General features: G+C 69.3%; 24 protein-coding genes. 16 read left to right on the forward strand and 8 right to left on the reverse strand.

Annotated elements, in window-relative coordinates; translation table 11 throughout:
• Nucleotides 1-143 precede the first annotated feature (143 nt).
• Entirely contained in the window at nt 144-689 is a 546-nt protein-coding gene (locus HPO96_RS36430; protein ID WP_171679043.1) for a hypothetical protein, read from the forward strand.
• A 3-nt stretch (nt 690-692) separates the two neighbouring features.
• Here HPO96_RS36430 and HPO96_RS36435 read toward each other — a convergent pair whose 3' ends face one another.
• Nucleotides 693-941: a helix-turn-helix domain-containing protein gene (locus tag HPO96_RS36435; RefSeq protein WP_171679044.1), complete on the reverse strand. Its 249-nt coding sequence runs from the start codon at nt 939-941 to the stop codon at nt 693-695.
• 175 nt (nt 942-1116) lie between these two features.
• On the opposite strand from HPO96_RS36435, the gene HPO96_RS36440 reads away from it, so the two are divergent.
• The 5 genes from HPO96_RS36440 (at nt 1117) to HPO96_RS36460 (ending at nt 5887) form a co-directional block, all read left to right on the forward strand.
• Nucleotides 1117-1776, forward strand: a complete 660-nt coding sequence (locus HPO96_RS36440; RefSeq protein WP_171679045.1) for an SAF domain-containing protein — start codon at nt 1117-1119, stop codon at nt 1774-1776.
• Complete coding sequence (locus HPO96_RS36445; protein WP_171679046.1) at nt 1776-3044, forward strand: CpaE/TadZ family protein; 1269 nt, start codon at nt 1776-1778, stop codon at nt 3042-3044. Before HPO96_RS36440 ends, HPO96_RS36445 begins: the two co-directional genes overlap by 1 nt.
• 105 nt (nt 3045-3149) lie before the next feature.
• A complete protein-coding gene (locus tag HPO96_RS36450; protein WP_171679047.1) occupies nt 3150-3938 on the forward strand; it encodes a DUF4097 family beta strand repeat-containing protein in 789 nt (262 codons plus the stop codon).
• A gap of 57 nt (nt 3939-3995) precedes the next feature.
• Nucleotides 3996-4655 carry an HAD family hydrolase gene (locus HPO96_RS36455; RefSeq protein ID WP_171679048.1) on the forward strand — a complete coding sequence of 220 codons (660 nt, stop codon included), beginning with the start codon at nt 3996-3998 and terminating at the stop codon, nt 4653-4655.
• Entirely contained in the window at nt 4652-5887 is a 1236-nt protein-coding gene (locus HPO96_RS36460; RefSeq protein WP_337796953.1) for a glycosyltransferase 87 family protein, read from the forward strand. Before HPO96_RS36455 ends, HPO96_RS36460 begins: the two co-directional genes overlap by 4 nt.
• Here the strand turns inward: HPO96_RS36460 and HPO96_RS36465 are convergent.
• Together HPO96_RS36465 and HPO96_RS36470 are read right to left on the reverse strand one after the other, a co-directional pair.
• Complete coding sequence (locus HPO96_RS36465; RefSeq protein ID WP_171679049.1) at nt 5848-7176, reverse strand: hypothetical protein; 1329 nt, start codon at nt 7174-7176, stop codon at nt 5848-5850. The genes HPO96_RS36460 and HPO96_RS36465 overlap by 40 nt on opposite strands.
• Nucleotides 7173-7658 carry a cupredoxin domain-containing protein gene (locus tag HPO96_RS36470; protein WP_171679050.1) on the reverse strand — a complete coding sequence of 162 codons (486 nt, stop codon included), beginning with the start codon at nt 7656-7658 and terminating at the stop codon, nt 7173-7175. Before HPO96_RS36470 ends, HPO96_RS36465 begins: the two co-directional genes overlap by 4 nt.
• Nucleotides 7659-7830: 172 nt before the next feature.
• Between HPO96_RS36470 and HPO96_RS36475 the strand changes: the two genes are divergently transcribed.
• The 4 genes from HPO96_RS36475 to HPO96_RS36490 are packed head-to-tail and all read left to right on the forward strand — an operon-like array spanning nt 7831 to nt 11184.
• On the forward strand, nt 7831-9291 hold the full coding sequence (locus HPO96_RS36475) for a WS/DGAT/MGAT family O-acyltransferase (protein WP_171679051.1): 1461 nt from the start codon (nt 7831-7833) through the stop codon (nt 9289-9291).
• Nucleotides 9288-9806 carry a DUF6912 family protein gene (locus HPO96_RS36480; protein WP_171679052.1) on the forward strand — a complete coding sequence of 173 codons (519 nt, stop codon included), beginning with the start codon at nt 9288-9290 and terminating at the stop codon, nt 9804-9806. Before HPO96_RS36475 ends, HPO96_RS36480 begins: the two co-directional genes overlap by 4 nt.
• A gap of 13 nt (nt 9807-9819) precedes the next feature.
• Nucleotides 9820-10719, forward strand: coding sequence for a non-homologous end joining protein Ku (ku, locus tag HPO96_RS36485; protein WP_171679053.1), 900 nt, complete (start codon nt 9820-9822; stop codon nt 10717-10719).
• A gap of 15 nt (nt 10720-10734) precedes the next feature.
• Nucleotides 10735-11184, forward strand: coding sequence for a VOC family protein (locus HPO96_RS36490; protein ID WP_171679054.1), 450 nt, complete (start codon nt 10735-10737; stop codon nt 11182-11184).
• Here the strand turns inward: HPO96_RS36490 and HPO96_RS36495 are convergent.
• Nucleotides 11181-12047, reverse strand: coding sequence for an alpha/beta fold hydrolase (locus HPO96_RS36495; protein WP_171679055.1), 867 nt, complete (start codon nt 12045-12047; stop codon nt 11181-11183). The genes HPO96_RS36490 and HPO96_RS36495 overlap by 4 nt on opposite strands.
• A 125-nt stretch (nt 12048-12172) precedes the next feature.
• Here HPO96_RS36495 and pruA point away from each other — a divergent pair, with 125 nt between their 5' ends.
• Both pruA and HPO96_RS36505 read left to right on the forward strand, forming a co-directional pair.
• Nucleotides 12173-13801, forward strand: coding sequence for an L-glutamate gamma-semialdehyde dehydrogenase (pruA, locus tag HPO96_RS36500; protein ID WP_171679056.1), 1629 nt, complete (start codon nt 12173-12175; stop codon nt 13799-13801).
• A 77-nt stretch (nt 13802-13878) separates the two neighbouring features.
• Nucleotides 13879-14940 carry a hypothetical protein gene (locus HPO96_RS36505; RefSeq protein ID WP_171679057.1) on the forward strand — a complete coding sequence of 354 codons (1062 nt, stop codon included), beginning with the start codon at nt 13879-13881 and terminating at the stop codon, nt 14938-14940.
• Nucleotides 14941-16077: 1137 nt separating this feature from the next.
• Here HPO96_RS36505 and HPO96_RS36510 read toward each other — a convergent pair.
• Nucleotides 16078-19374, reverse strand: coding sequence for a S8 family serine peptidase (locus tag HPO96_RS36510; RefSeq protein WP_171679058.1), 3297 nt, complete (start codon nt 19372-19374; stop codon nt 16078-16080).
• Nucleotides 19375-19519: 145 nt separating this feature from the next.
• Nucleotides 19520-20401 carry an NAD-dependent epimerase/dehydratase family protein gene (locus HPO96_RS36515; RefSeq protein ID WP_171679059.1) on the reverse strand — a complete coding sequence of 294 codons (882 nt, stop codon included), beginning with the start codon at nt 20399-20401 and terminating at the stop codon, nt 19520-19522.
• A gap of 128 nt (nt 20402-20529) precedes the next feature.
• Between HPO96_RS36515 and HPO96_RS36520 the strand changes: the two genes are divergently transcribed.
• The 3 genes from HPO96_RS36520 (at nt 20530) to HPO96_RS39980 (ending at nt 21758) form a co-directional block, all read left to right on the forward strand.
• Nucleotides 20530-20895: a hypothetical protein gene (locus HPO96_RS36520; RefSeq protein ID WP_171679060.1), complete on the forward strand. Its 366-nt coding sequence runs from the start codon at nt 20530-20532 to the stop codon at nt 20893-20895.
• Nucleotides 20896-21125: 230 nt separating this feature from the next.
• Nucleotides 21126-21365 (forward strand): hypothetical protein, encoded by a 240-nt coding sequence (locus HPO96_RS36525; protein ID WP_171679061.1) that lies wholly within the window; start codon nt 21126-21128, stop codon nt 21363-21365.
• A gap of 204 nt (nt 21366-21569) precedes the next feature.
• Nucleotides 21570-21758 carry a hypothetical protein gene (locus HPO96_RS39980; RefSeq protein ID WP_171679062.1) on the forward strand — a complete coding sequence of 63 codons (189 nt, stop codon included), beginning with the start codon at nt 21570-21572 and terminating at the stop codon, nt 21756-21758.
• Between the two features lie 24 nt (nt 21759-21782).
• Here HPO96_RS39980 and HPO96_RS36535 read toward each other — a convergent pair whose 3' ends face one another.
• Nucleotides 21783-22415: a TetR/AcrR family transcriptional regulator gene (locus HPO96_RS36535; RefSeq protein WP_171679063.1), complete on the reverse strand. Its 633-nt coding sequence runs from the start codon at nt 22413-22415 to the stop codon at nt 21783-21785.
• Between the two features lie 139 nt (nt 22416-22554).
• On the opposite strand from HPO96_RS36535, the gene HPO96_RS36540 reads away from it, so the two are divergent.
• Complete coding sequence (locus HPO96_RS36540; RefSeq protein ID WP_171679064.1) at nt 22555-23439, forward strand: alpha/beta fold hydrolase; 885 nt, start codon at nt 22555-22557, stop codon at nt 23437-23439.
• Here the strand turns inward: HPO96_RS36540 and HPO96_RS36545 are convergent.
• Complete coding sequence (locus HPO96_RS36545; RefSeq protein WP_171679065.1) at nt 23436-23621, reverse strand: hypothetical protein; 186 nt, start codon at nt 23619-23621, stop codon at nt 23436-23438. The two genes, HPO96_RS36540 and HPO96_RS36545, sit on opposite strands and share 4 nt — an antisense overlap.
• Nucleotides 23622-23698 lie beyond the last annotated feature (77 nt).

The following is a 23698-nucleotide window of genomic DNA, read 5'->3' on the forward strand; positions in this document are numbered from 1 at the left end:
TTCGTCGTCGATCTATGAGTTTGCTTTAGTTTGCGTTGGCTTGACCACTATAGACCGGACATTAGGCCAGTTTGCAAGTGCTTACCTCGCCGAGCGTCGACGTCCGCCACGGAAGGTGACCTGCGCCGAGGTAGGTTCACGCCATGCGGTGGGATGCGCTGTTCGCGGACCTGGAGTCCCAGTTCGACGCGATCCAGGACGGCGACCTGTACGGCGAGGTCGCGGACCGGATCCGCGCCGAGGTCGGCAAGATCACCGTGCTCGACCGCCTTCGCGGCGCCGTCGACACGGTCGTGCGGATCGAGTTGCGCGGGGCCGAGCCCGTCCAGGGGCTGCTCACCCGGGTCGGGAAGGACTGCCTGCTGCTCGAGGCCGAGCGTGCCGAGGAATGGCTGATCCCGGTGGAGGCGCTGACCGCCGTCCACCGCCTGGGCCCGTGGGCCGAGCCTGCCGTCGGCGCGGTGGCCGGCAAACTCGGCCTCGCGCACCTGCTCCGCGGGATCGCCCGCGACCGCTCACCGGTGACGCTGTTCTGCGGCGGTACGCCGGTCACCGGCACGATCGACCGCGTCGGCGCCGACTTCCTCGAGATCGCGGAGCACTCGCTCGACGCGCCCCGCCGCCGGACCGAGGTCTACAACACCCGCCTCGTCCCCACCCAGGCCCTCAACGCCCTACGCCGCCGGTAAGCCCTACTGGCGCACGTCCTCCGCCGACTCCGCCTCTTCGCCGAACGGGTGGCTGTCGATGAACTCGCGGGTCTCGGTGTAGAGCCGCTCGATGTACTTCTCCAGCTCGGTCGACTCGACCCGCCACTGCCCGCGGCCGCCGATCTTGACCGCCGGGATGTCCCCGCGCCGGACCAGCGCGTAGACCTGGTTGGCGGAGATGTTCAGCACCTCGGCGACATCGGCGAGCTGGAGGAAACGCGGTGCCGGCATCGTCGAACTCCTTCGGATCAGGACTGGTTCCTTCAGTTTGCCACGGTTCGCACCAGGACGATCTCGTTTGTCCCCAGGCTGTGACAGCCTGTGGATGACCGCTCACGGCGGACCACCCGGCAGGGCAGAATGACCTGACGGAGAGTGACGAACGACTGACTGGGGAGAGTCCGACGTGGTGGACACAGGAGTGCGGAGCGGTTTCGGGGCGCCGTCGGTCCCGGCTCAGCGCAACCGGCGGGCCAAGTGGAAGGACGGCCGGCTGGTCCTCGGCGTGCTGCTCGTGGTTGTCACCGCACTGGCCGGCGCCAAACTGCTGTCGGCCGCCGACGACACCACCACGATCTGGGCCGCCAAACGCGACCTCGCCGCCGGCACGAAGCTGACCGCCGACGACCTGACCACCGTCCGGGTCCGGTTCACCAGCGGTCAGGACGCCGAGAAGTACGTCGCCGCCGACGCACAGCTCTCCGGCCTGGTCGTCGCCCGCGCGATCGACGCCGGTGAGTTCGTCCCGCGCGACGCCGCCGTCTCCCAGGCCGACAGCGACCGCACCGAGCTGCCGCTCTCGGTCGCCTCCGGCCGGCTCGCGGCCGACACCGCGGCCGGCGACCGGGTCGACATCTGGGTGGTGCCGAAAGATACCGGCCAGACGTCGAAGCTGGTCTGGACCAGCGTTCGCGTCCTGCAGATCGACGCGGTCAAGGGCGTCGCGGGCGGTTCGGCCCGCCGGCAGGTGCTGATTGCCCTCGCCCCGGAGGATCTGCCGAAGCTCCCGGCCGCGCTGACCGCGATGAGCGTCGGCGAGCCGACCCTCGTCCGCCGGGCGGCCTGATGTCGGTCCCGGTCCTGCTGGCGATCACCGGCGCGCCCTGGGAGGCGGATGTCGTCCGCCGGACGGAGCGCGCCCCGGGGATCCGCGTCGTCCGGCGCTGCGTCGACATCGCCGACGTGATGGCCGCCGCGGCCAGCGGCCAGGCCCGCGCGGTCCTGGTCGCGGATGACCTGTCCCGCCTGACGTCGGATGCCGTCGCCGCGCTGCATGCTCGTGGCATCCCCGTGCTCGCCCTGGTCGACCCGACCGAGAACGGCGCGCCCTTCGGCGCCGAGGACCGCCTGAGCCGGATGGGGATCGAGCGGATCCTCCCCGCCGACGTCAGCCCCGAAGACCTCGGCCGCGCGGTTACCGACGCGGTCGACGCCGGCCCGCCCGCCTCGATCTCGCACTTCTCCGGCGGCTTCGTCCCCACGACGGTCGAGGCCATGCGGACGGATCCGGTCCCGGAGTACACCTCGGGTAACGGCCGCGTCATCGCCGTCTGGGGTCCGACCGGTGCCCCCGGGCGGACGACGATCGCCGTCGGCCTGGCCGCCGAGCTCGCGGCCCAGGGCCTCCCGACGCTTCTCGCCGACGCCGATGTGTACGGCGGCACGGTCGCCCAGCTGCTCGGCATGCTCGACGAGACCTCCGGCCTGGCCGCCGCGGCGCGCTCGGCCGCGAGCGGCACGCTCGACATGATGACACTGGCCAAACACGCGCGACAGGTTGAGCCGCAGCTGCTCGTGCTGACCGGCCTCAGCCGCGCCGACCGCTGGACGGAGCTGCGCCCGGCCGCCGTCGAGTCGATCTGGCAGATCGCGCGGATGCTCGCCCCGGTCACCGTGGTCGACATCGGGTTCAGCATCGAGACCGACGAGGAGATCTCGTTCGACTCGCTGGCCCCGCGCCGCAACGGCGCGACCGTCGCCACGCTGGAAGAGGCCGACGAGGTGATCGTGGTCGGATCCGCCGACCCGGTCGGCCTGACCAGGCTGATCCGCGCGATCCACGACGTCCGCGCGATCGTCCCGTCGGTCGCCCTGCGCGTCGTGGTGAACCGGCTGCGCTCCGGCTCGCTCGGCAGCTCCCCGGCCAACGCCGTCTCCGATGCCCTCGGCCAGTACGCCGGCGTCCAGGCCGCGGCCCTCCTGCCGTACGACCTGAACGCCGTCGACGCCGCGATGTCACACGGCCGCAGCCTGGTCGAGGCCGCGAAGTCCAGCAAACTCCGCAAGTCCCTGCAGCAGCTCGCCAGCGCCGTCGCCGCGGAGCTGCCCCGCTAACGCCCGGGTGCAGCCAGGGGAAGACCGGGGTAAACCCCACCGCCACCGGGCCCACGGTTGTGTCAGCCTGTTAAGAGGGTGTCTTAGGTCAGCGAGAGGAGACAGATGTCCGACGGACAGGGCCGGCCGGCCAGCACGATGAGTGCCGAGCGGCGCTACGGCATCGCGATCTCGGTCGCGCTCATCCTGGGCGGGATCTACTGGGCGCTGACCGGGGCGACCGAGGGCTCCAAGACCGAGCACAGCTCGTACGACGTCGACGGGCAGACGCTGCTCGTCGAGGGCAGCTCTGCGACCGTGGAGGTCCGGTCCGGGGAGGGCGACCAGCTGAAGGTCGAGCGCCGGTTCGAGCGGAACGCGCTCGGCTCCGACCCGAAGGCCGAGTACAAGAACGGCACGCTGAAGCTGAAGAACGGCAGCTGCGGGTTCATGTCGTTCGGCTGCGAGACGACGTACGTGCTGACTGTGCCGAGCGATGTCCAGCTGACCGTGCGGAACGAGAGCGGGAAGATTCTCGCGAGCGGCCTGCCGGGCGGGGCGGAGCTGAAGACGAGCTCGGGCAAGATCGAGGCGCACGACATCGGCGGCACGCTCCGGATGGAGAGCAGCTCCGGCCGGATCGAGGCGGCCGGTCTGACCGCGAGCTCGGTGACGACGGAGACCAGCTCCGGGGATACCGAGCTGGAGTTCGTCAGCCCGCCGCAGTCGATCGACTCCCAAGCCAGCTCGGGCGACGTCGAGATCGTGCTCCCGGAGGGCAGCGAGACCTACAAGGTCGACACCGTGACGTCGTCCGGCGACAACGCCCCGAACGTGAAGGCCGACGCGAGCTCCACCCGCACGATCACGGTCAAGACGTCGTCCGGCGATGTGGCGGTCGAGTACCGTCGCTGACAGTCACCGGCAGGACCGCGTCGGTAGCCTTCACTTGTCCTGAGTAGTCTTGCGGCCATGGCTGAGGTCGGTGCGGTGCCCCGTGGGCTGCTGGTGGACTGGGGCGGCGTCCTGACGTCCGGTCTGGATCAGGCGCTCCGGCGCTGGGCCGAGCTCGACGGCTTCGACTTCGACAAGTACGTCGAGGCCGTGCTGGCCTGGCTGCCCGCCGAGACCACCGAGACGGCCGAGCTCAACCCGGTGCACGCGCTCGAGCGCGGCCAGATCGCCGTCCCGGATTTCGAGCGCAAACTCGCCGAAATCCTGGTCCGCCCGGACGGTACGCCGGTGCCCGCGGAGGGCCTGATCGAGCGGATGTTCGCCCATTTCGAGCACGTGCCGGCGATGAACGCGCTGATCCGCCGGGCCAAGGCGCACGGCGTCCGCACCGCCCTGCTCTCGAACTCCTGGGGGAACAGCTACCCGCGCGACACCTGGGACGGCATGTTCGACGACATCGTCATCTCCGGTGAGGTCGGCCTGCGCAAACCCGAGCCGGAGATCTTCCTGCTCGCCGCCCGCCGAGTGAACTTGACGCCCGCGGAGTGCGTCTTCGTAGACGACCTGCAAGTGAACGTCGACGGCGCGCAGGCCGTCGGCATGACCGGAATCCTGCACACCTCGTACGACGAGACCCGGCAGCAGCTGGAGTCCCTGTTCGGAGCAGACCTGACGTGAGCGTGACGACCACCACCCCCGCATCCCCGCCGACCGACCGCCGCCGGACCCTGATCTGGATCGCCGGCACCGCGGCGTTCGTCGCGCTCGTGCTCTGGGCGGCGAACCTGTACGGCAGCATGATCGACCTGCGGGTCTACCGGATGGGCGGTGACGCGCTCCTGCACGGCCCGGCCCTGTACGACGCCAAGCTGCCCGGGATCGGGTTGCCGTTCACGTACCCGCCGTTCGCGGCGATCGCGATGGTACCGCTGGCCGCCGTCCCGTTCGGGGTCGCGCTGGTGATCTGGACGACGGCGTCCGTGCTCTGCATCACGCTGTTGTGGCGGGCCAGCTTGCCGAAGACCTTCTGGTCGTTCGTCACCCAGCGCAAGCGCGCGGCCGTGCTGATCGTGCTGACCATGGTGTCGGTCGCGCTCGAGCCGGTCTTCGAGACGCTGCACTTCGGCCAGATCAACTTGTTGCTGACCGCAATGATCGTGCTGGACCTGATCCGCCCGAACGACGCCCGCCTGCGCGGTTTCTGGCTCGGCGTCACGATCGGCGTCAAGCTCACCCCGCTGCCGTTCCTCGCGCTGCTCGTGGTCACCAAACAGTGGAAGGCCTTGCGGAACGCGGTGTTCGGCCTGCTCGCCACGGTCGCGATCGGCTTCGCGCTGGCGCCCCGGCAGTCCTGGCGCTACTGGACCGAGGTCGTCTTCGACGCCAACCGCGTCGGCGGGATCACCTTCACCGGCAACCAGTCCCTGAACGGTTTCCTGCACCGGATCGGCAACACCGCGAGCTGGGTGCAGCCGACCTGGTTCGTTGCCTCGGTCATCGTCGGCCTCGCCGTCCTGTGGCTGGCCCGCAAGTACTGGCTTGCCGACGAGCGGGTGACCGCGATCGCCGTGATGGCGCTCGCGGTCCTGTACGCCTCGCCGATCTCCTGGAGCCACCACTGGGTCTGGATCATCCCGCTGGGCGTGGCCCTCATCCGCAGCGTGAACCGCGTCTGGGGCCTCAACCCAGCGGTTGCCACCGGCATCCTCTGGTACGGCCTGTTCGTGCTGCGCCTGATCTGGCTGGTCCCGTTCCGCGACGACCGCGAGCTCGACTGGACGTTCTGGCAGGCCATCCCCGGTAACTCGCACCTGCTCCTCGGCGCGATCGCCTTCATCGTGCTGGCGATCACCAGCGGATCGACCGCGAATCAGGTGGAGAACAGCAAGAACAACCCGCCGGCGGTGTAGCCGACCATCACGATCAGCAACGGGAGCTGACCCGCGAGCGCCTTGTGCCGCGGGAACAGCGCCACCGCGCGGTCGTGGGCCGAGACGACGCCGAGCAGGTGCCCGCAGACGACCGCGACCACCTGGATGACCGAGATCGCCGTGCTGTGGTTGGTGATCCCGCTGTTCACCGCCAGCAGGCCGGTGCCGAACACGTTGGCGCCGTTGCTCAGCGGGTCGCTCAGGTAGATGAGCGTCCGCTGGCCCTCCAGGATGAACAGGGTCAGGTAGTGCGCGACGACGTACCCCAACGCGATCGGGACGACGGAATGCGCGAACAGCCCGGGCAGCGTCGTCCGCGAGCTGTCCGAGAGCCGGCCCGCGAGCAGCGTCGCGCCGGAGTACGTGACCAGCACGAACAGGATGAACGCGGTCAGCGCGGCGGAACCCAGCCAGGTCATCGAGATGACCTGGTTCTGCGCCCAGCCGATCCAGGACGACGAGTTCGAGAACCCGTCGTATGCCGTCGAGCCCAGTAACGCGGCCACCATCCCGACCAGGCCGGGTTGCGCCTTGAGGCCGTCCAGATTCTCCAGCGGACGCCGAACCACCAGCGCGCCGTCGGTCCGCCGGCCCCACGGGGACAGCCGGGCCATCAGTGACGCGTAGACCTCGAACGGGTCGCCGGTCGCGAACCAGCGATCGCCGAACAGGATCGCGCCGAAGAACGTGATCACGACGTACAGCGCGAGCCAGGCCTGCAGGACCGGGATGGTCGCCCGGTCCGGCGCGACGAGCTCGAGCCAGGTGAACGCGAAGATGCCCAGCGCGGCCGGCCAGAGCCCGACCTTCGGCGACAACCGGAGCAGCCCCTTGGACGGCGGTTGCCGGAGCAGCTTGCAGAACAGCAGATGCAGCGTGCGCAGCGGGTTGAGCGTGCGCCAGACCGGGCCGAACACGAGTGAGATCGGCACCAGGCCGACCCAGACCACGATGTAGACGAACCCGAAGATCGGGTTCGTCAGCCGGTCGACGCCGAACAGCAGCGCATACATCGCGTACAGGAAGGTTGCCAGCCCGAACAGCCGGAGCAGCCAGCGGAACCAGCCCGCGTCGACCGTCCGGGTGATTGCGGCCGGCAACGGCTTCCCGGACGCGTCGCCGCGGTACTTCGGCGTCCGCCAGGCCAGCCCGAGCACGACGAACGACAGCGCGACGGCGACCGCCGCCCCGCCGACCGCAAGGCCGAACGGAACCGGCAGGTCCTGCCGCCCACCGATGCCGTGCAGGGGAAGGAGCTCCCCGATCACGAGACGACGAGCTTAGCTACCAGCTTGCCGCTCTCGTGGGTCTCGACCTCGAAGGTGCCCTTCATGTTCGCGGTGAAGGAGACCTTCTCCGGTTTGCCCGGGGTCAGGTGCAGCTCCTTCTCGTAGCCGTGCACGTGCAGCTCGTCGGCGGCGTCGCTGACCGCGGTGATCAGCACCGTCTGCCCGGCCTTGACATGGATGTTCGCGCCGCTCGGGTTCACCTTGCCGTTGGCAACGGTGATGTTCAGCGTCACGTCGGCCTGGTCGCCGGACGGGTCGGTCGTGGTCGACGGCGTCGACGGGTTCGGCTTGCCCGGGGTCGGGGTGTTCGTGGGCAGGTCGGACGGCGTCGGCGTGCTCGACGTACTCGTGGTGGGGCTGCCGGAGCCGCTGCTGGAGTCGTTACCGCAGCCGGCCAGGACGAAGACGGCGAGTGCGGGCAGGAGAGCGGTGGCGGTGCCGCGTGCGAGGGTCGAACGCATGGGTCGAGGGGCCTTTCAAAGGGGTCTTTTCGATATCGGGATGCGGGACGCACCCTCTTGCCTGACGAACGTGACAGGTCCAGTGTTCCCGTTCAGCCAGTGTCGCAGCCGACTGTCCGTGGGGGCGGCTAGGGTGACCGAAAGCGATTCCGCCGGAGAGGAAGGTGACTGTATGCCGGATCGGCTGTCGTCCTTGGATCTCACCTTTCTCAGAACCGAGTCGCCCGCGACCCCGATGCACACCGGCACGGTCGACATCTTCGAGCCGCCGGTGCACGGCGACGACGAGTTCGACTACGAGAGCCTGGTGGCCCTGATCCGGGACCGGATCGCCTTCGTGCCGCGGTACCGGCAGCGCGTCCAGCAGATCCCCGGGCGGTTCGCCGGGCCCGTCTGGGTGGACGACGAGGAGTTCGACATCACGTTCCACGTCCGGCGCTCGGCGCTGCCCCGCCCGGGCACGCACGCCCAGCTGCTGGAGCTGGTCGCCCGGATCATGTCCCGGCGGCTCGACCGCGCGCGCCCGCTGTGGGAGATGTACCTGGTCGAGGGCCTCCAGGGGGACCGGTTCGCGATCATCTCCAAGTCCCACCAGGCGCTTGTCGACGGCAACAGCACGGTCGACATCGGCCAGGTCGTGCTGGATTCGACCGCCCAGCCCAACGACACGCCCGTCGACACCTGGCAGCCCGACCACCCGCCGTCCGCGCTGGAGCTGATCGCCGGCGTCGTCGCCGACGCGACCAAACACCCGACCGCCGTCCTGGAGCTGGCCCGTGCCGAGATGGCCAGCCTGACCGGCTCGACGTCCGTTCGCGAGGTGCTCGGCGGCGTCGTCGGCTCGCTGGCCGCGCAGCGCCACGCGCAGGAGAGCTCGCTGCACGTCAAGACCTCCGGTCAGCGCCGGTTCACCACCGTCCAGACCGACCTGGAGGACTACCGCACCGTCCGCGCGATGCACGGCGGCACGGTCAACGACGTCGTCCTCGCGGTGGTCGCGGGCGCCGTCCGCGCCTGGATGATGACCCGCGGCGAGGGCGTCGGCCCGACCCGCAGCGTGCGCGCGGTGGTCCCGGTCAGCATTCGCGACGATGACGACGACGAGCCGACGTCGCTCGGCTCGCGGGTGATCGCCTCGGCCGTCACGCTCCCGGTCGGGGAGAACTCCCCGGTCATGCGGCTGCACCAGATCTCGTACCAGACCAAAGTGCACAAGGACACCGGCCGCGCGGTCAGCGCCCGCTCACTGGTCGGTATCGCCGGCTTCGCGCCCACCACGCTGCACGCGCTGGCCGCCCGGGTCGCGACGGCGACCGTCCGCCCGATCGACGACGTGGTGATCACCAACGTCCCCGGTCCGCAGTTCCCGCTGTACGCCCAGGGCGCGCCGATGCTCGCGTCGTACCCGGTCGTACCGCTGATGCCCGGGCAAGGTTTGTCCGTGGGCGTCACGTCGTACGACGGGAAGGTCTTCTACGGGCTCAACGCGGACCGGACCGCGATGCCCGACCTCGCCGTTTTCGCCCAATGTGTGACAGATGCCCTCGACGAGTTGGTCGACACCACCAAGGGCAGCCGGAGCCGGGCCTCCCGGGGCCGGAAGAAACCCCGCGCGAAGAAGGCGGATACATGAGGGTCTACATCCCAGCCACCCTGCAGCGGCTCGACGACGCGTGTCACGCGGGCGAGGTCGGCCCGGCCCCGCTCACGGCGTACGCCGTCACCCCGGCGCTGCGTGAGTGGTACACCGAGGGCGACGACGAGGAGCTCGAGTACGCCGCGATGGCGCAGGCCGCCCGGGCGTCGGTCGGCCTGCTCGCCGCCGACCCGGGCACCCCGCGCCGCCGGGTGGTGATCTCGGCCGAGGTCAGCGCCGTTCCGCCGGCCGCGGGTGACACCGAGCTCGGCGACGCCCGCCTGGAGCTGCATGTGGTCATCCCGTGGCGCTCCGTGGCCGCGGTCCATCTGGACGCGGCCGGCGCGACGCCGGTCGTCGGTAAGGCCGCCGATTTGTGGGAACAAGCTCAGAACGGCGATGACGACGCCCTCTTTGCCCTCGACGCGTGCGAGGGTGAAGATCTGATGTGGTACGCGACACAGGAGATCCCCGATCTGCTCGCCGCGGACGGACCCCGCGGCAGACCCTAGGGAGCTGGTGGCCATGCAGGCGATCTGGAAGGGTGCCATCTCGTTCGGGATGGTGACGATCCCGATCAAGGTGTTCTCCGCGACGGAGGAGAAGGACATCTCGTTCCGTCAGGTGCATGTCGCCGACGGCGGCCGGATCCGGTACAAGCGGATCTGCTCGATCGACGGCGAGGAGGTGCCGTACTCCGATATCGGCAAGGGGTACGAGATGCCGGACGGGCGGATGATCGTCCTCGAGCCGGACGACTTCGCGGATCTGCCGCTGACCAGCAAGAAGGTCATCGACGTCCTGGAGTTCGTGCCGGCCGACCAGGTCGACCCGCTGTATCTGGGCAAGTCGTACTACCTGCAGGCCGACGGCGGGCCCGGCGCCAAACCGTACGTGCTGCTCCGGGACGCCCTCGAGGGCTCTGAGCTGTACGCGCTGGTCAAGGTCGCGCTGCGCTCCCGGGAGAGCCTCGGCCTGCTCCGCACGGTCGACAACATCCTCATCCTCCAGGTGATGCTCTGGCCCGACGAGGTGCGTGACGCGTCGTTCGCGGCCCCGCCCGAGGACGTCGAGATCCGCTCCCAGGAGAAGGCGATGGCGTCGTCGTACATCGACACCCTGCGCGGCGAGTTCGACCCCGAGCAGTACCACGACGAGTACCGGACCGCCCTGGAGAAGGTCGTCGAGGCCAAGGCCGCCGGCGTCCCGCTGCCCGAGGCCGACGAGGAGGAGACCGAGACCGCCGAGGTCGTCGACCTGGTCGCCGCCCTCCGCGCCTCCGTCGAAGCCGCCAAGGCCCGTCGCGCCGAAGCGGCCCCCGCCAAGAAGGCGCCGGCCAAGAAGACCGCCGAACCGAAGAAGGCCGCCGCCAAGAAGACGGCCGCCAAGAAAACCGCAAAAAAGGCCGCCAAGAAGTCGGCCTGACCTGAGGTGGGGGAGATGGGCGAACAAACCGAAGTCCCGAAAGACCCGTCGGACATTCCGGTCGACCCGGCGCACCCTTTGGTGGCGCCGGGGGCGTTCCTGCTCGAGTTGCTGCCGATACCGGTGGCGGATATCGACCGGGCGAAGGAGTTCTACGCCCGGCTCGGGTGGGTCTGCGACGTGGATATCGCGCCCACCGACGGGGTGCGGATCGTGCAGTTCACCCCGCCGGGGTCGTACTGCTCGATCCTGCTGTCGAGCGGGTTGCCGCAGATGGACATGCCGGTGGGGTCGCAGCGCGGGCTGCATCTGGTCGTGAAGGATCTGGCCGGGGCCCGGCAGCAGATTGTCGACCGCGGCGTCGAGGTGAGTGAGATCGAGGATCTGGGCGGTGTGTTCTACGCCTGGTTCGCCGATCCGGACGGCAACACCTGGGCGCTCCAGCACATGCCGTGGCGCGCTTAGCGCGCTGCGGCGAAGGCGAGCAGCCGCGCGTTCAGCTCCGCGGGGAACTCGCCCGACAGGCCGTGTGACGCATCGGGCCAGAGCTCGGTCTCGTTGTCCGGGATCAAGCTCTGCGCCCGGCGTACGGCTTCCTGCGGGTTGTGGACGACGCTCCGCCCGCCGACCAGCGCCAGCACCGGCACGCTGAGCCCGCGCAGCAGCTCGTCACTGCCGTACTCCGGCATCGGCAACGCCATCCGGTACTGGCGCATCCCAGCGGCCAGCAGCCGGATCTTCGGGTCGTTCTGGTCCGCACCCCCGGAGACCCACTGCAGGAACCGGTCGCCGAACCGCTCCGGCACCGCGGGCAGCAGCGAGAGCCCACCGGCCAGGAACTTCTTCGCGAACCGCGCGAACACGTACGCCGGCTCGATCAGCGCCAGCGACGCGACCCGCTCCGGCGTGTGCACGGCCTGGTTGAACGCCAGCCACCCGCCGCCGGAGACGCCGGCCAGATGCGCCCGGCCGATCCCCAGCGCGTCGAACACCTCGGTCAGCCAAGCCGCCTGATCCGCCGACGAGTGGATCGGCAGCGTCTGCACACTCCGCCCCGGCTCACCCAGCGAGTCGACGGCGTACACCGTCCGCTCCGCGGCCAGCGCCGGGATGTTCGGCGTCCACATCGCCGTCGTCGCGCCGCGCCCGTGCAGCAGCACGAACGGCACCCCTTCGGCCGACCCGAACCGGTAGACCCGCACCTGCCCGTACGTCGTACTCACGTCCCGGCTCTCGCGCTCGCCGGGGATCGCGGCCAGGGTCTCGTCGTACCGCGCGAGATACTCGGCCTGCGCTTGTGCGTTCGTGAAATGCCCGACTCCGCTCACGCCTCGAACCTACCCGGTGACGCGGACGAGAAGCAGACCTGTCAGGTTCGTGGTCCTGGGTTGGACATGGCACCATGAAGACGCTGAGACCCAGTCGAACCCACCTTTCGAGGAGCGCCACACCCATGGATGCCGTCACCGCTGTCCCGACCCCAGTGAACGAGCCGGTCCGCGGATACGCGCCTGGTTCGGCCGAGCGGGCGAGTCTGGAGGCGAAGCTCAAGGAGTTCAACGCGGCCGGCGCGATCGACCTGACCTGCACGATCGGCGGCGAGCAGCGGCTCGGTGGCGGCGCCTCGATCCAGGTCGTGCAGCCGCACAAACATGCCCACGTTCTTGGCACTCTGGGCAACGCCACCGAGGCGGACGGGCAGGCCGCGGTGGACGCGGCGCTCGCGGCGGCCCCGAGCTGGCGCGCGCTGTCCTTCGACGACCGCGCCGCGATCTTCCTGAAGGCCGCCGACCTGCTGGCCGGCCCGTGGCGCGACACGCTCAACGCGGCGACCATGCTCGGCCAGTCGAAGACGGTCCAGCAGGCCGAGATCGACGCCGCCTGCGAGCTGATCGACTTCCTGCGGTTCAACGTGGCGTTCGCGCGGCAGATCATCAACGACCAGCCGATCTCCTCCCCGGGGATCTGGAACCGGGTCGACTACCGCCCGCTCGAAGGTTTCGTCTACGCGATCACGCCGTTCAACTTCACCGCGATCGCCGGCAACCTGCCGACCGCCCCGGCCCTGATGGGGAACACCGTCGTCTGGAAGGCGTCGCCGACGCAGCAGTTCGCGGCGCACTGGACGATGCGGCTGTTCGAGGCCGCGGGCCTGCCGGCCGGCGTGATCAACCTGGTCACCGGCGACGGCATCGACGTCAGCAAGGCCGCGCTCACGCACCCGGATCTGGCCGGTATCCACTTCACCGGGTCGACCAAGACCTTCCAGTCGCTGTGGGCGACGGTCGGGACGAACATCGCGTCGTACAAGACCTACCCGCGGCTGGTCGGCGAGACCGGCGGCAAGGACTTCATCCTCGCGCACCCGTCGGCCGACCCCGCCGTCCTGAAGACCGCGATGGTCCGCGGCGCCTTCGAGTACCAGGGCCAGAAGTGCTCGGCCGCCTCCCGCTCGTACGTGCCGCGATCGGTCTGGAACCTGATCAAGGACGACATCGTCGCCGAGACCGAGTCGCTGACCATGGGCGACGTCAGCGACCTGTCGAACTTCATCGGCGCCGTCATCGACGACCGTGCGTTCGCCAAGCACAAGGCCGCGCTGGACCGGGCGGCCGCCACCGACGCCCTCCAAGTCGTTGCCGGCGGCACCTACGACGACAGCGAGGGGTACTTCGTCCGGCCGACGCTGATCGTCTCCGACGACCCGACCGACGAGATCTTCAGCACCGAGTACTTCGGCCCGATCCTCGGCGTCCACGTCTACGACGACGCCGACTACGCCGCCGTCATGAAGGGGATGGAGAGCTCGGCGCCGTACGGCCTGACCGGCGCCGTCATCGCCCAGGACCGGCACGCCGTCGCCGAGGCCGCCGACTACCTGCGCTTCGCGGCCGGCAACTTCTACGTCAACGACAAGCCGACCGGCGCCGTCGTCGGCCAGCAGCCCTTCGGCGGCGCCCGCGCCTCCGGCACCAACGACAAGGCCGGCTCGATGTGGAACCTGATCCGCTGGGCCTCGCCGCGCTCGATGAAGGAGACCTTCGCCCCGCCGACGGACTACCGGTACCCGCACCAGGGCTGACCCTGGAATCGATCAGGGACAACCCGGGAAAGGCGCTGCAGCGGGAGCGGTCCGGCCCGCTGTAGCGTTTCACCGTTATGCATGAGACCGACCTGCACCTCGAGCCCAACGAAGCCTCCGACCTCTGCCGGCTCTTCGGGCCCGACGAGCTGGCCCGCCGCGGCTGGGAGCGCGCCTTCGTCACCGTCCTCGACGAAGCCACCGCCGAGAACGCCATCGCCGTCCTCGCCCACGCCGCCGGCGCCGCCATGGACGAAGGCTGGACGGCGGTCCGCGTCCCCGCGGACGCCGGCGTCCACAACGGCAAGACCGAGGACGCCGAAGCCTGCGCCGCCCGCGGCGGGTACGTCTACCTGGTCGGCTCGCAGTTCGGTAAGAAGCGCGGCCCGCTCGCCGCCAAACGCTCCTGGATCGCCCGCGTCCGCGAGTCCGCCATCGCCCGCGCCCTCGACGACGGCACCTCCGCCGAACTCGACGTCGTCCGCCTCCGCTTCACCCTGCACCGCGCGATCAACGACGCCCTCGCCGGCACCGACCTGCTCCCCCTCGGCCCCCTCGGCCGCCAGGTGTACGTCGACGCCACCATCGCCGCCGGCGAACAGAAAGCCAAGAGCTGGAGCGGCACCGTCCTCCCCACCGACCACCCGATCAACATCGAAGCCGCCGAGTTCACCGCCGAAGGCACCTTGTTGCTGGGCATCCGCTACCCCGTCACCGCCACCGGCCACCCCATCCTCGTCGAACTGGCCAACGTCGACGACCTCTTCACCGACCCGAACGCCGTCCCCCGCTGCACCCGCGTCTGGACCCTCACCGACATCGGCACCCCCGCCGCCCCCGCCGGCTTCCGCGCCCTCGACACCCGCGACGGCGTCCACTTCGACGCAATCATCGGCGACCTCGACGCCGCCGGAAAATCCGCCACCGTCCTGGCCGACCACCCCGAAGGCGCCCTCGCCGACTCCGAACACATCGCCTTCACCCTCACCCCCACCCCCGCCCCCCTCGACACCAAGTCCATCCACCACTTCGGCGACATCCGCCGCGTAGAAGGCCTAGCCGTAGACGCCCAAGGCCACACCCACTACGTCCTCGACGAAGAAGGCCACGTAGCCCTCCGTACCCTCGTCTACGAGTAAAGGACGCCGCCTCCGGCGGCGACAGTTCTTCTGGCGCCTCCGGCGCTCGCCGACTCACCTCCCGGCGACCCGCCGCCGCGAACGAACTGTGGTTGAGAGGGTTTGCTTCCCCCGCGCCCGCTACGCCCGCTCCTCCATCGCGTGCTACGCGCCCGCCCCACCCACCCCAAGCCCTGCGAGCTACCGCTCGATGCACGAGCTGTCGCTCGACCCCCGGCTGCCGCCGAGGCACTCGGTCCGCTCGGCCTGCTTGCTGGCGCTCGTTCACCGGGCTACCGCGCTGGCTACTCGCTGGCGCTCGACTTGCTCGCTGCCGCTCGCGGGTTGCGCGTACTCGCGCGTCCATCGGGGGCTGCCGCCGGTGTGCTCGCTGGCGCTCGATCTGCTCGCCATCGCTCGTATCCTGCGCGACCTGTCGCTCGATGTGCGAGCTGCCGCTCGATGCCGGCTGCCACCGGGGCACTCGCTCCGCTCGCGCTGCGAGCTACCGCTTGATGCGCGAGTTACCGCTCCCCTCGGCTACCGCCGGGGCATCCGCTCCGCTCGGCCTGCTTGCTGCCGCTCGTTCGCCGGGCTGCCGTCGGATTACTCGCTGCCGCTCGTCCATCGGCTGTCGCCTGGCGGAGAGCCTGGTGAGTGGAGCGAATGGCGGTGGGCGCAGGCCCGGGGCCCGGGTTGTCGCCAGCGTGCTCGCTACCGCTCGGCCTGCTCGCTACCGCTCGGCCTGCTCGCTACCGCTCGGCCTGCTCGCTACCGCTCGGCCTGCTCGCTACCGCTCGGCCTGCTCGCTACCGCTCGGCCTGCTCGCTGGCGCCCGTGGGTGGGACCGTCGCCTGGTGTGCTCGCTGGCGCTCGACCTGCTCGCTGCCGCTGGCGGGTTGCTCGCTGCCGCGCGTCCAACGGCTGTCGCGTGACGGCGAGTGTGGTGAGTGGAGTGGGCGCGGGGCCTGGGGTCCGGCTGCCGCCGAGCTGTTCGCTGCCGCTCGACATGCTGGCCGCAGCTCGTTTCCCGCGGGACCTGCTGCTCGCGGGTTGCGCGCTCGCGCGCGCCCATCGGCGGGGACCACCCCGCGCTCCAACCAGGAGATCCGCGACCGCGTGGGTGGCGGTCGCGGATCTCGTTGTCGAAAGGGGCGCCTAGCGCAGCGGGTAGGCCTTGATGGTGGTTTGTTCGGTTACCCGGCCTTCGGTGTCCACCACTTTGGTTTTCAACGACACCGCACGTGCGCCCGCCGGGGTGGCGAACACAGCCCGGTACGCACCCGGCCCAGCCGCTGACACCGTCGTCGGCTTCCAGCTCGCGCCGTCGTCGCCGGAGACCTCTACCTCGATCGACTTGATCGTCGGCAGCGGGAGGGGGACGCCGGTGTCGGGGTCCTTATCGCCGGCGAGGATGACGGGTAGGGCGGTTGTCGGAGTCCGGTCGGCGATGTTGTCGGCGCCGACTGGTGCGCGGTAGCCGATGCCTAGTAAGGGGATGCGGGTTTCCGTGGTGGTCTCCGCGGAGGTGAACGTCCAGCGTAGGTCGGTTCGGGTGCTCAGGCCGGCGGCCGACGTTCGGGTCTGTGTGGTTTCGAATCTGTACTCCGACTTCTCCGCGGGTAGGTCGACGGCGCCCACGAAGCCCCAGCGATCGTTTTCGCCTACCAGTTCGTTGTTGCGGAAGAGCTTGCTGGACTGGCTTTCGAGGACTGTTTCGCCGTGGTTGCCGTCGGCATCGACGAAGCCGTGGGCGTACACGGCGAGCCAGTCGTCGTTCCGGAAGGAGTGGTTGGACGCCGTTCCGAACACTGCGGCGTTGTAGCGCTCGTGATAGGTCCGGCCGGCCTCGTACTTGCGGATGGGTCCGTTCAGCCAGGTGGTGTAGTCGTCCGGATGACCGCCCGGGTCGCCACTCGGGTCGGTTGGTTCCACGACGTTCGTGTACCAGGAGGCGTCTTTGGCCTCCACCATGACGGTGGATTTGCTCGGCTGGTCGTAGCGCAAAGCGGTGGTCCAGAGTGCCAAGGTGCCTGGTACCAGTGCGACCACTGCGCGCCACGTCTGCTGCTTGCCGACTGCGTTCAGCTGTTGCCGCAGTACCGCGAAGTCCTGTGCTCGCAGCTTGCGGACGTACCCGGTCGGGAATCGGCCGGCTATTTGGGCGGCCTGCGCGTACAGGTACGGCGAGTTGTCGAACTGGCCGGCGGAGTTCCGTTTCGCCCATTGGGTGGTGACCAGACTGCGCAGTGAGTCGTCTGCGACGCCCGGACCGAGCTGCAACGTGTAGAAGCTGTTCAGCTCGGGCAGCACCGCGTACGAGTCGAAGGCCGACCCCGGATCCAGCGTCCGGGTGTAGCCGATCGCCGCGACTGCGAGCGAGGCATCAGCTCGTGGGATCGTGATCTCGACCTGCTTCGCCTTCCGCGCGTCCAGCACCAGTGTGGTGTCCGCAGTCACTTGCAGGTTCGGATGCGACGTCCAGTACTTCGAGCCTGCCACGGCCAAGCGGTTGTCGACCATGTACTCGCCCTTGCGGAGCCGCAGCTGCACCTCCGGCTGCCCGGTGCCGTAAAACGTCAGCTGGTCGTCCGCCACTCCGTAGACCACCCCGGAGGGCGGTGCGGGCTTGCCGTCCGGGCCGATGCCCTTCAGCGTCAGTGTGTAGTGCTCGTCCTCCCGCTCGACCCCAACTGCGGTAGTTACCGAGACTCCAGCGCTGGTTGCGGTCACTCGGCCCGAATAGAAGCCATCGGGGCCGTTGTGCTTGGTGTTCGACGTCGCACGCACAGAGGCCTGTCCACCGGCCGGAACGGTCAGCGTGGTTGCGCTCAAGGTCAGTGCGTCCGCCGGAGCCGGGCTGCCGTCCGGTGCCTTGAGGTCGGCGGTGAGGGCGAGCGTGACGGGCTGGTTGCCCAGGTTGCGGTAGGTGAGTTCTTTGGTGACTGGTACGTCGTCGTCGTGCGGCCAGAGCGCCTTACCGAACGACAGATTGCCGGGATCGCTGACGACGGTCTGCTCGATCGCCTTGGCGACGTCCACTCGTCCCGCGCCCTGCTGGAAGGCGGTCTGGTCGGACGCCGGTTTCGCCGAACCCATCAGCGCGCCCTTGAGCTCACCGGCCTTCCACTCCGGATGCTGCTGCCCGAGCAGTGCGGCGGCGCCTGCGGTGTGTGGTGTTGCCATCGACGTACCGGACAAGGTCAGGTAGTGCTCGCCGACCGGGGTGCCGATGTTCGAGTCTTTCGCCTTCGCCGCGACGATGCTTTGGCCCGGGGCCGTGAGGTCCGGCTTCACCGCGCCGTCACCGACGCGCGGACCGCGACCGGAGAAGAGGGACAGCGCGTCGTTGGCCCTGCCGACCGAGCCGACGGTGAGGGCGGCGTCCGCACTGCCCGGAGAGCTCACCGTTCGGTCCTCTGGGCCGCTGTTCCCAGCCGCGATAACGAACAGCGTGCCGGTCTCGGCGGTCAGCCGGTTCACGGCCGCCTCCAGCGGGTCCAGCTCCGGAGTGTCGTCACCGCCCAGGCTGAGGTTGACGACCTTGGCCCGCACCTCGGTCGCGGCCCATTCCATCCCGGCCAGGATCGCGGACTCCGGACAGTCCAGCTCAGTGCACACCTTGCCGTCGTACAACTCGGCGTCCGGCGCAACGCCCTTGTACTTCCCGCCCGACGCCGCGCCGGTACCGGCGATCGTGGACGCGACATGGGTGCCGTGCCCGATTCGATCACCGTCGGCTTCGGCCGTGAAGTTCTTCGCGGCGACGACGCGCGTCGTCAGGTCGGGGTGGGTCGCGTCGATCCCGGAGTCCAGGACGGCGACCTTGACGCCCTTCCCGGTGTAGCCCGCCTGCCAGGCCGCCGGAGTGCCGATCCGGGGCACGGAGACGTCCAGTGTCGGTTGGCGCTTCCCGTCCAGCCAGACCTTGTCGACGCCCGACGTCCCGCTGAGGAAGTTCGCGGACTTGCCGACCGACATCGCGGCGCCGTTGACGATCGGCAGTTGCCGGGTCACCTTCGCACCCGGAATCGCCGACCGTTTCCGGGCCGTCGCGGCGTACGTGACGATCACCGGGATCGACGTACTCGCCCGGTCGTCGTACCCGGCCGCGATCAGGCCGGTCACGTCGAACAAGCGCCGATCGAGCCGCCCGCGGGCCACGTCGTCCCGGACGTCGGACGGTACGACGTACAGCCGGTTCGCCGCGCGATACGTGTCGAAGCTGATCTGCTCGCGACCGGCGCCCGCATCGATCATGGCCGGTCCGCGATCTCCGTCGCGAAGGGTCACGCGGTCGCCGGTCAGCAGCGTGACCTGCCGTACCTGAGGCTTGGGCGCAGGCCCCGGCGGTGACGGCACAGGCGTGGCCTCGGCCGGTACGCCGAGCGCCAGGGCCACGATGGAAGCAACGGCAGCCAGGGCAGCCGGCCTCGATCTGGCGATGGTTCGCACGATGAGTTCTCCCTAAGGTTGATCTCTACGCCCCAAGGACGTGCGAACCCGCCAAACGCTGCGAACCGCCAGAGCTGCACAACTGGGCGACACGCCCGGGGTCTTCGGCGTGTCGAGCAATTGTGCAGCGGTGGCGCTCCGGGGCTCAGCTGCGGACGACGCCCTGGAACACCTCGAGCAAGGTCGGACGGACGGGGCGCCAGCCGAGCTCGTCGGCGGCCTTCGTGGTGGTGACGACCTGGTCCTGGAGGAGGGCATCGGCGAAGCCTTCGCCAAGGCGGTTGTGGGCCTCCTCGACCGAGCCCGGCACGACCCCGGCCGCGCCGATGGACGCCGCCGCAGCCTCGGTGAGCTCGCGGAGCGTCGCGGCCGCGCCGTTGCCGACGATGTACCGACCGTGGGCCGCATCGTTCTCCAGCGCACGGCGGTAGAAGTCGGCCAGGTCCGCGGCGTGCACCAGAGCCCACCGCTGCTCACCACTCCCGAGCACAATCAGCCGATCCGCAGCATCCCGCGGCGACCCCAGCACGATGCCGGGGATCGACCCGCTACCCCCATCGCCGTACGCGTTACACGCCATCGCGATCGTGGTGCGCACCCCGTCCGCCGCCAGCAACCGATCCTCAATCGCCGCCCGCCAAGCGATAACGGACGACGAATCGAACGGCGACTCCTCAGTGATCGCGACACTGTTGCCGTACGTCCAAACCCCGCCCGTGTGCACATACGGCCGCCCGCTGCCGCCGTACGCCGCAATCGCCGCGTCTGCCACCGACGAGTCCACCTGCGCACTACTCGCATCACCCGGACTAGCGGTGTGAACAGCGCCATCCGTCGACGCGAACACCTCCGTCACCCCAGCCTGATCCACCAGGTCAACAACCACCGACTTGACCCCGCGAACAGCCAGCGCATCCATGCCCCGGTCATCGCGCAGCAACGCCGTCACCTCGTGACCATGGTCCAGCAAGTTCGTCAGAACGTGCGACCCGATAAACCCAGTAGCCCCAGTCAGTGCCACCTTCATCGCAAAGAACCTCCACCTCGAAAAAAGTTGCCCGCATCAACGGTTTCGGCACCTATGACCGACCAGCCGCCAAATTCGTGACAGCGCCTGGCTGTCACAAAGTCGGGGATACTCCTGTCTCTTGCGGCATGACATCTCTGAAGAAACGAGTGGTCCGCGGGTTGGCACTGTCGGTCGCGGTGGTTACGGCGGTTGTGAGTGTGCCGTTGCCTGCGTCCGCGGCATACGACGCGAACCTGAAATGGAACGGGCACGAGATGCAGATCGATCGGCATCCGAGCAGCCGGGTCAAGGCGTGGGTGTGGTTCTACAACGGGCGGAAGGGGACGACGCTCAGGCTGGAACTGAAGCACCCGAATGTGAACCCGAGCAGCAAGTTCGTGCTCGGCTACCGGCAGGCCAAGGCCTACGAGATCATCGACCACGAGGTCGAGTGGGCCCAGCTGTGCGAACTGAACGGCGCCACCCCGATCCGCTGCTCGGGGAAGATCTAGCCGAGGGTCCCTGGGGCTGAGGTGTCGCAGGGCGGAGGGGGCTGCTGTCCAGCGGTGCGTGAGATTCCAACTTCTGCGCCGCGGCGCCGCGATGACGGCGCTCGTGCTGACTGCCTCCGCCCTGGTTCTCCCACGGTCCTCGGCCGAGGGCCCGGCTCCGGGAGAACAACCGCCAGCCCGACAGTGAGATCAAGCCGAACACGAGTTGGCGCAGGTCGTACAACTCGCCGGTGACCGGCCTGAGCGTGTGCGAGACCGGTATCGTCGCGCGGTGCCGGGCCGCGGCGAATCCCACCGCCACGAACGGCTCCCGCAACTACACCTGGAGCTACTCCGGCGGGCCGGACCTCACCATCCAGATCGACAACGCTCCCGACACCCCGGGCCGGGCGGCCTGGGCCTATGTGTACAACCGGAGCAAGAACACGACCGAGGTCGTGTTCGACTTCAGAAGGGCAATCGGAAGGTGACTGTCGGATCGGGGCGCAACGTCAGCCTCTGGCTGGACAAGACGGTCGAGCACTACATCATCCGCGACTCCTACGACTCGTGGAACACTCTCGTCCCGGTCGGCCCGTGATGAGGTTCCTGCTCGGCAGCACGCTGTTCGTTCCCAATGCCGCCGCCGACACCCGTTGGCGCCGCTCGTGGGTGGGCCGCGGTAGGAGCATGGCGTGGTGGCGCTGGGCGGGAAGATCTATGTGCTCGGCGGGTTGGTGTCTTCCCGCACAACGAGTCGTACGACGCTCGAACCGGCGCCTGGGTCAGGGACGCCGACCTGCCTACCCCGCGGCACGGCATGGCCGCGGCCGCCGTCGGCGACACGATCTACGTGCCTGGCGGCGGACCGGTCACCCGGCTGAATCCGGCGGCGACGAATGCGGTGTTCAGCGGGTTAGGCCGCGGCGGACGGTGATGTAGAAGGTGGTGAGGTCGTCGATGAGGACGTCTACCTGCTTGGGGTTGGTGAGGTCGGCGTCGAGGAGCCAGTCGGAGATCTGGTCGAACATGCCGCCGACGAGGCCGATGGCGACGGAGTGGCGGAGGGGGCGTTGTTCGTCGGTGGGTGGGCCGTCGTAGGCGTCCCAGAGTTGTTCGAGGAAGGCGGCGGACCAGCGGCGGTTGGTGCGGCGTTCGCGTTCGGCGGATTCGGAGATGCCGGCCGCCATACCGAAGGTGACGCGGGTGACGCGCGGGTCGTCGACGAGGGCGTGGACGAAGGTGGCCAGCAGCCGGGGGGCCTCTTGGCGTTCGTTGCCGTTGGCTTGTTTGGCCGCCTCGGCCATCCGGGCCTCGAGGCGCTCGGACGTGCGGCGGAGGAGAGCCACGTAGCAGTCTTCGCGGCTACTGAAGAGCTCGTAGAAGCTTTTGGTGCCGATGTACGCCGTGGTGCAGATCTGCTCGATCGACGTGTTCAGGTAGCCGTTGGCGGCGAAGAGGGTGAGCGCGGCGTCGAGCAATTGCTCACGTCGCTCGGCGCGCCGCTGCTCGGCGTCCAGCCCCCGAATGGTCCGACTCATGGGCTGGACGTTACCCCCGGTGCGGTCTGCGTAACCAAGTGATGTGTTTTGAACACGAGCTCTTGTTCATGACCCGGAAACCTGCTCAACTTTCCGTTACCCACCGGTCACCGACCGATACGTCACGGGGAGTCCCGTCATGTTCAACCGTTTGAAGAGCACTTTGTTACGCCGAGCCGCCCAGGCCGTGCTCGCGACCGCCGTGGTGACGACCGCCCTGGTCACCACGACTCCCGCCGCCACCGCAGCGCCCTCGTCCGGCTTCGACAACTGGTCCTGCCGGCCCTCGGCCGCCCACCCCAACCCGGTCGTGCTGCTGCACGGGCTGGGCGGGAACGGCCCCGGCAACTACTCGTTCCTCGGCCCGTACCTGGCCGCGAAGGGGTACTGCGCCTTCACCCTCACCTACGGCCAGGCGTCGCCGGTCATCCCGGTCGGCGGCACGATCCCGATCGCCGAGTCCGCCGCCCAGATCCAGGCCTTCGTCCAGCGCGTCCGGCAGACCACCGGCGCGGCGAAGGTCGACATCGTCGGCCACTCCGAGGGCGGTTTCCACAGCATCTACGGCCCGAAGGTCCGCGGGTACGCCGATGCCGTCGGCAAAGTGGTCGCACTCGCACCGCCCACGCACGGGACCACGTTCGCCGGCCTCGTCAGCGTCGGCGACTACCTCGGGCTGCGCCCGCTCGTCGACCAGGTACTCCGGGACTTCGGCTGCCCGGCGTGCAAGGAGATCATCGTCGGTGGCTCCGCGATCAAACAGCTCACCGCCGGCCCGATCGCCCAGCCCGGCGTCAAGTACACCGTGATCGCGAGCCGCTTCGACGCGCTCGTCACGCCGCACGAAACGTCGTTCATCCGCGAGCCCGGCGTCACCAACAAGTTCGTCCAGGACGTCTGCCCGCTGGACCCGGTCGGCCACGTCGGCCTCGCCTTCGACCCGACGGTCGCCCAGCTGGTCGCGAACGCCCTCGACCCGGCGCGCGCCAAGCCGGTGCTCTGCGGGTTCGGCCCGCCGCTCTAAGCAGACCGGTCGAGCTCCTGCACCAGCGGGTCTACCAGCAGCGCGTATCCGCACGCGACGCAGACCAGCTCGGCCGTCTCGTCACCCGCGTGATCGACCGCGTCGACCCGCTCGAAAGGCATCGTCCCCGCGCAGATCACGCAGAACTGAGCGGTATCGGCCACTACCTGCAACTTCCGCATCAGGCTCACCTCCGGAGCGCACTCACTGACCACCATGCCATCGGAGGCCGAGCGAAACGGTGAACGACACCCCCGCG

Source organism: Kribbella sandramycini, from assembly GCF_013131805.1.
GTDB lineage: Bacteria > Actinomycetota > Actinomycetes > Propionibacteriales > Kribbellaceae > Kribbella > Kribbella sandramycini.

Excerpts from the sequence above, each read along its gene's own strand:
- HPO96_RS36430 (WP_171679043.1), top strand. The coding sequence starts at position 144 with ATGCGGTGGGATGCGCTGTTCGCGGACCTGGAGTCCCAGTTCGACGCG.
- HPO96_RS36450 (WP_171679047.1), top strand. The coding sequence starts at position 3,150 with ATGTCCGACGGACAGGGCCGGCCGGCCAGCACGATGAGTGCCGAGCGG.
- pruA (WP_171679056.1), top strand. The coding sequence starts at position 12,173 with ATGGATGCCGTCACCGCTGTCCCGACCCCAGTGAACGAGCCGGTCCGC.
- HPO96_RS36455 (WP_171679048.1), top strand. The coding sequence starts at position 3,996 with ATGGCTGAGGTCGGTGCGGTGCCCCGTGGGCTGCTGGTGGACTGGGGC.
- HPO96_RS36545 (WP_171679065.1), bottom strand. The coding sequence starts at position 23,621 with ATGCGGAAGTTGCAGGTAGTGGCCGATACCGCTCAGTTCTGCGTGATC.
- HPO96_RS36505 (WP_171679057.1), top strand. The coding sequence starts at position 13,879 with ATGCATGAGACCGACCTGCACCTCGAGCCCAACGAAGCCTCCGACCTC.
- HPO96_RS36445 (WP_171679046.1), top strand. The coding sequence starts at position 1,776 with ATGTCGGTCCCGGTCCTGCTGGCGATCACCGGCGCGCCCTGGGAGGCG.
- ku (WP_171679053.1), top strand. The coding sequence starts at position 9,820 with ATGCAGGCGATCTGGAAGGGTGCCATCTCGTTCGGGATGGTGACGATC.
- HPO96_RS36475 (WP_171679051.1), top strand. The coding sequence starts at position 7,831 with ATGCCGGATCGGCTGTCGTCCTTGGATCTCACCTTTCTCAGAACCGAG.
- HPO96_RS36515 (WP_171679059.1), bottom strand. The coding sequence starts at position 20,401 with ATGAAGGTGGCACTGACTGGGGCTACTGGGTTTATCGGGTCGCACGTT.
- HPO96_RS36435 (WP_171679044.1), bottom strand. The coding sequence starts at position 941 with ATGCCGGCACCGCGTTTCCTCCAGCTCGCCGATGTCGCCGAGGTGCTG.
- HPO96_RS36470 (WP_171679050.1), bottom strand. The coding sequence starts at position 7,658 with ATGCGTTCGACCCTCGCACGCGGCACCGCCACCGCTCTCCTGCCCGCA.
- HPO96_RS36540 (WP_171679064.1), top strand. The coding sequence starts at position 22,555 with ATGTTCAACCGTTTGAAGAGCACTTTGTTACGCCGAGCCGCCCAGGCC.
- HPO96_RS36480 (WP_171679052.1), top strand. The coding sequence starts at position 9,288 with ATGAGGGTCTACATCCCAGCCACCCTGCAGCGGCTCGACGACGCGTGT.
- HPO96_RS36490 (WP_171679054.1), top strand. The coding sequence starts at position 10,735 with ATGGGCGAACAAACCGAAGTCCCGAAAGACCCGTCGGACATTCCGGTC.
- HPO96_RS36520 (WP_171679060.1), top strand. The coding sequence starts at position 20,530 with ATGACATCTCTGAAGAAACGAGTGGTCCGCGGGTTGGCACTGTCGGTC.
- HPO96_RS36535 (WP_171679063.1), bottom strand. The coding sequence starts at position 22,415 with ATGAGTCGGACCATTCGGGGGCTGGACGCCGAGCAGCGGCGCGCCGAG.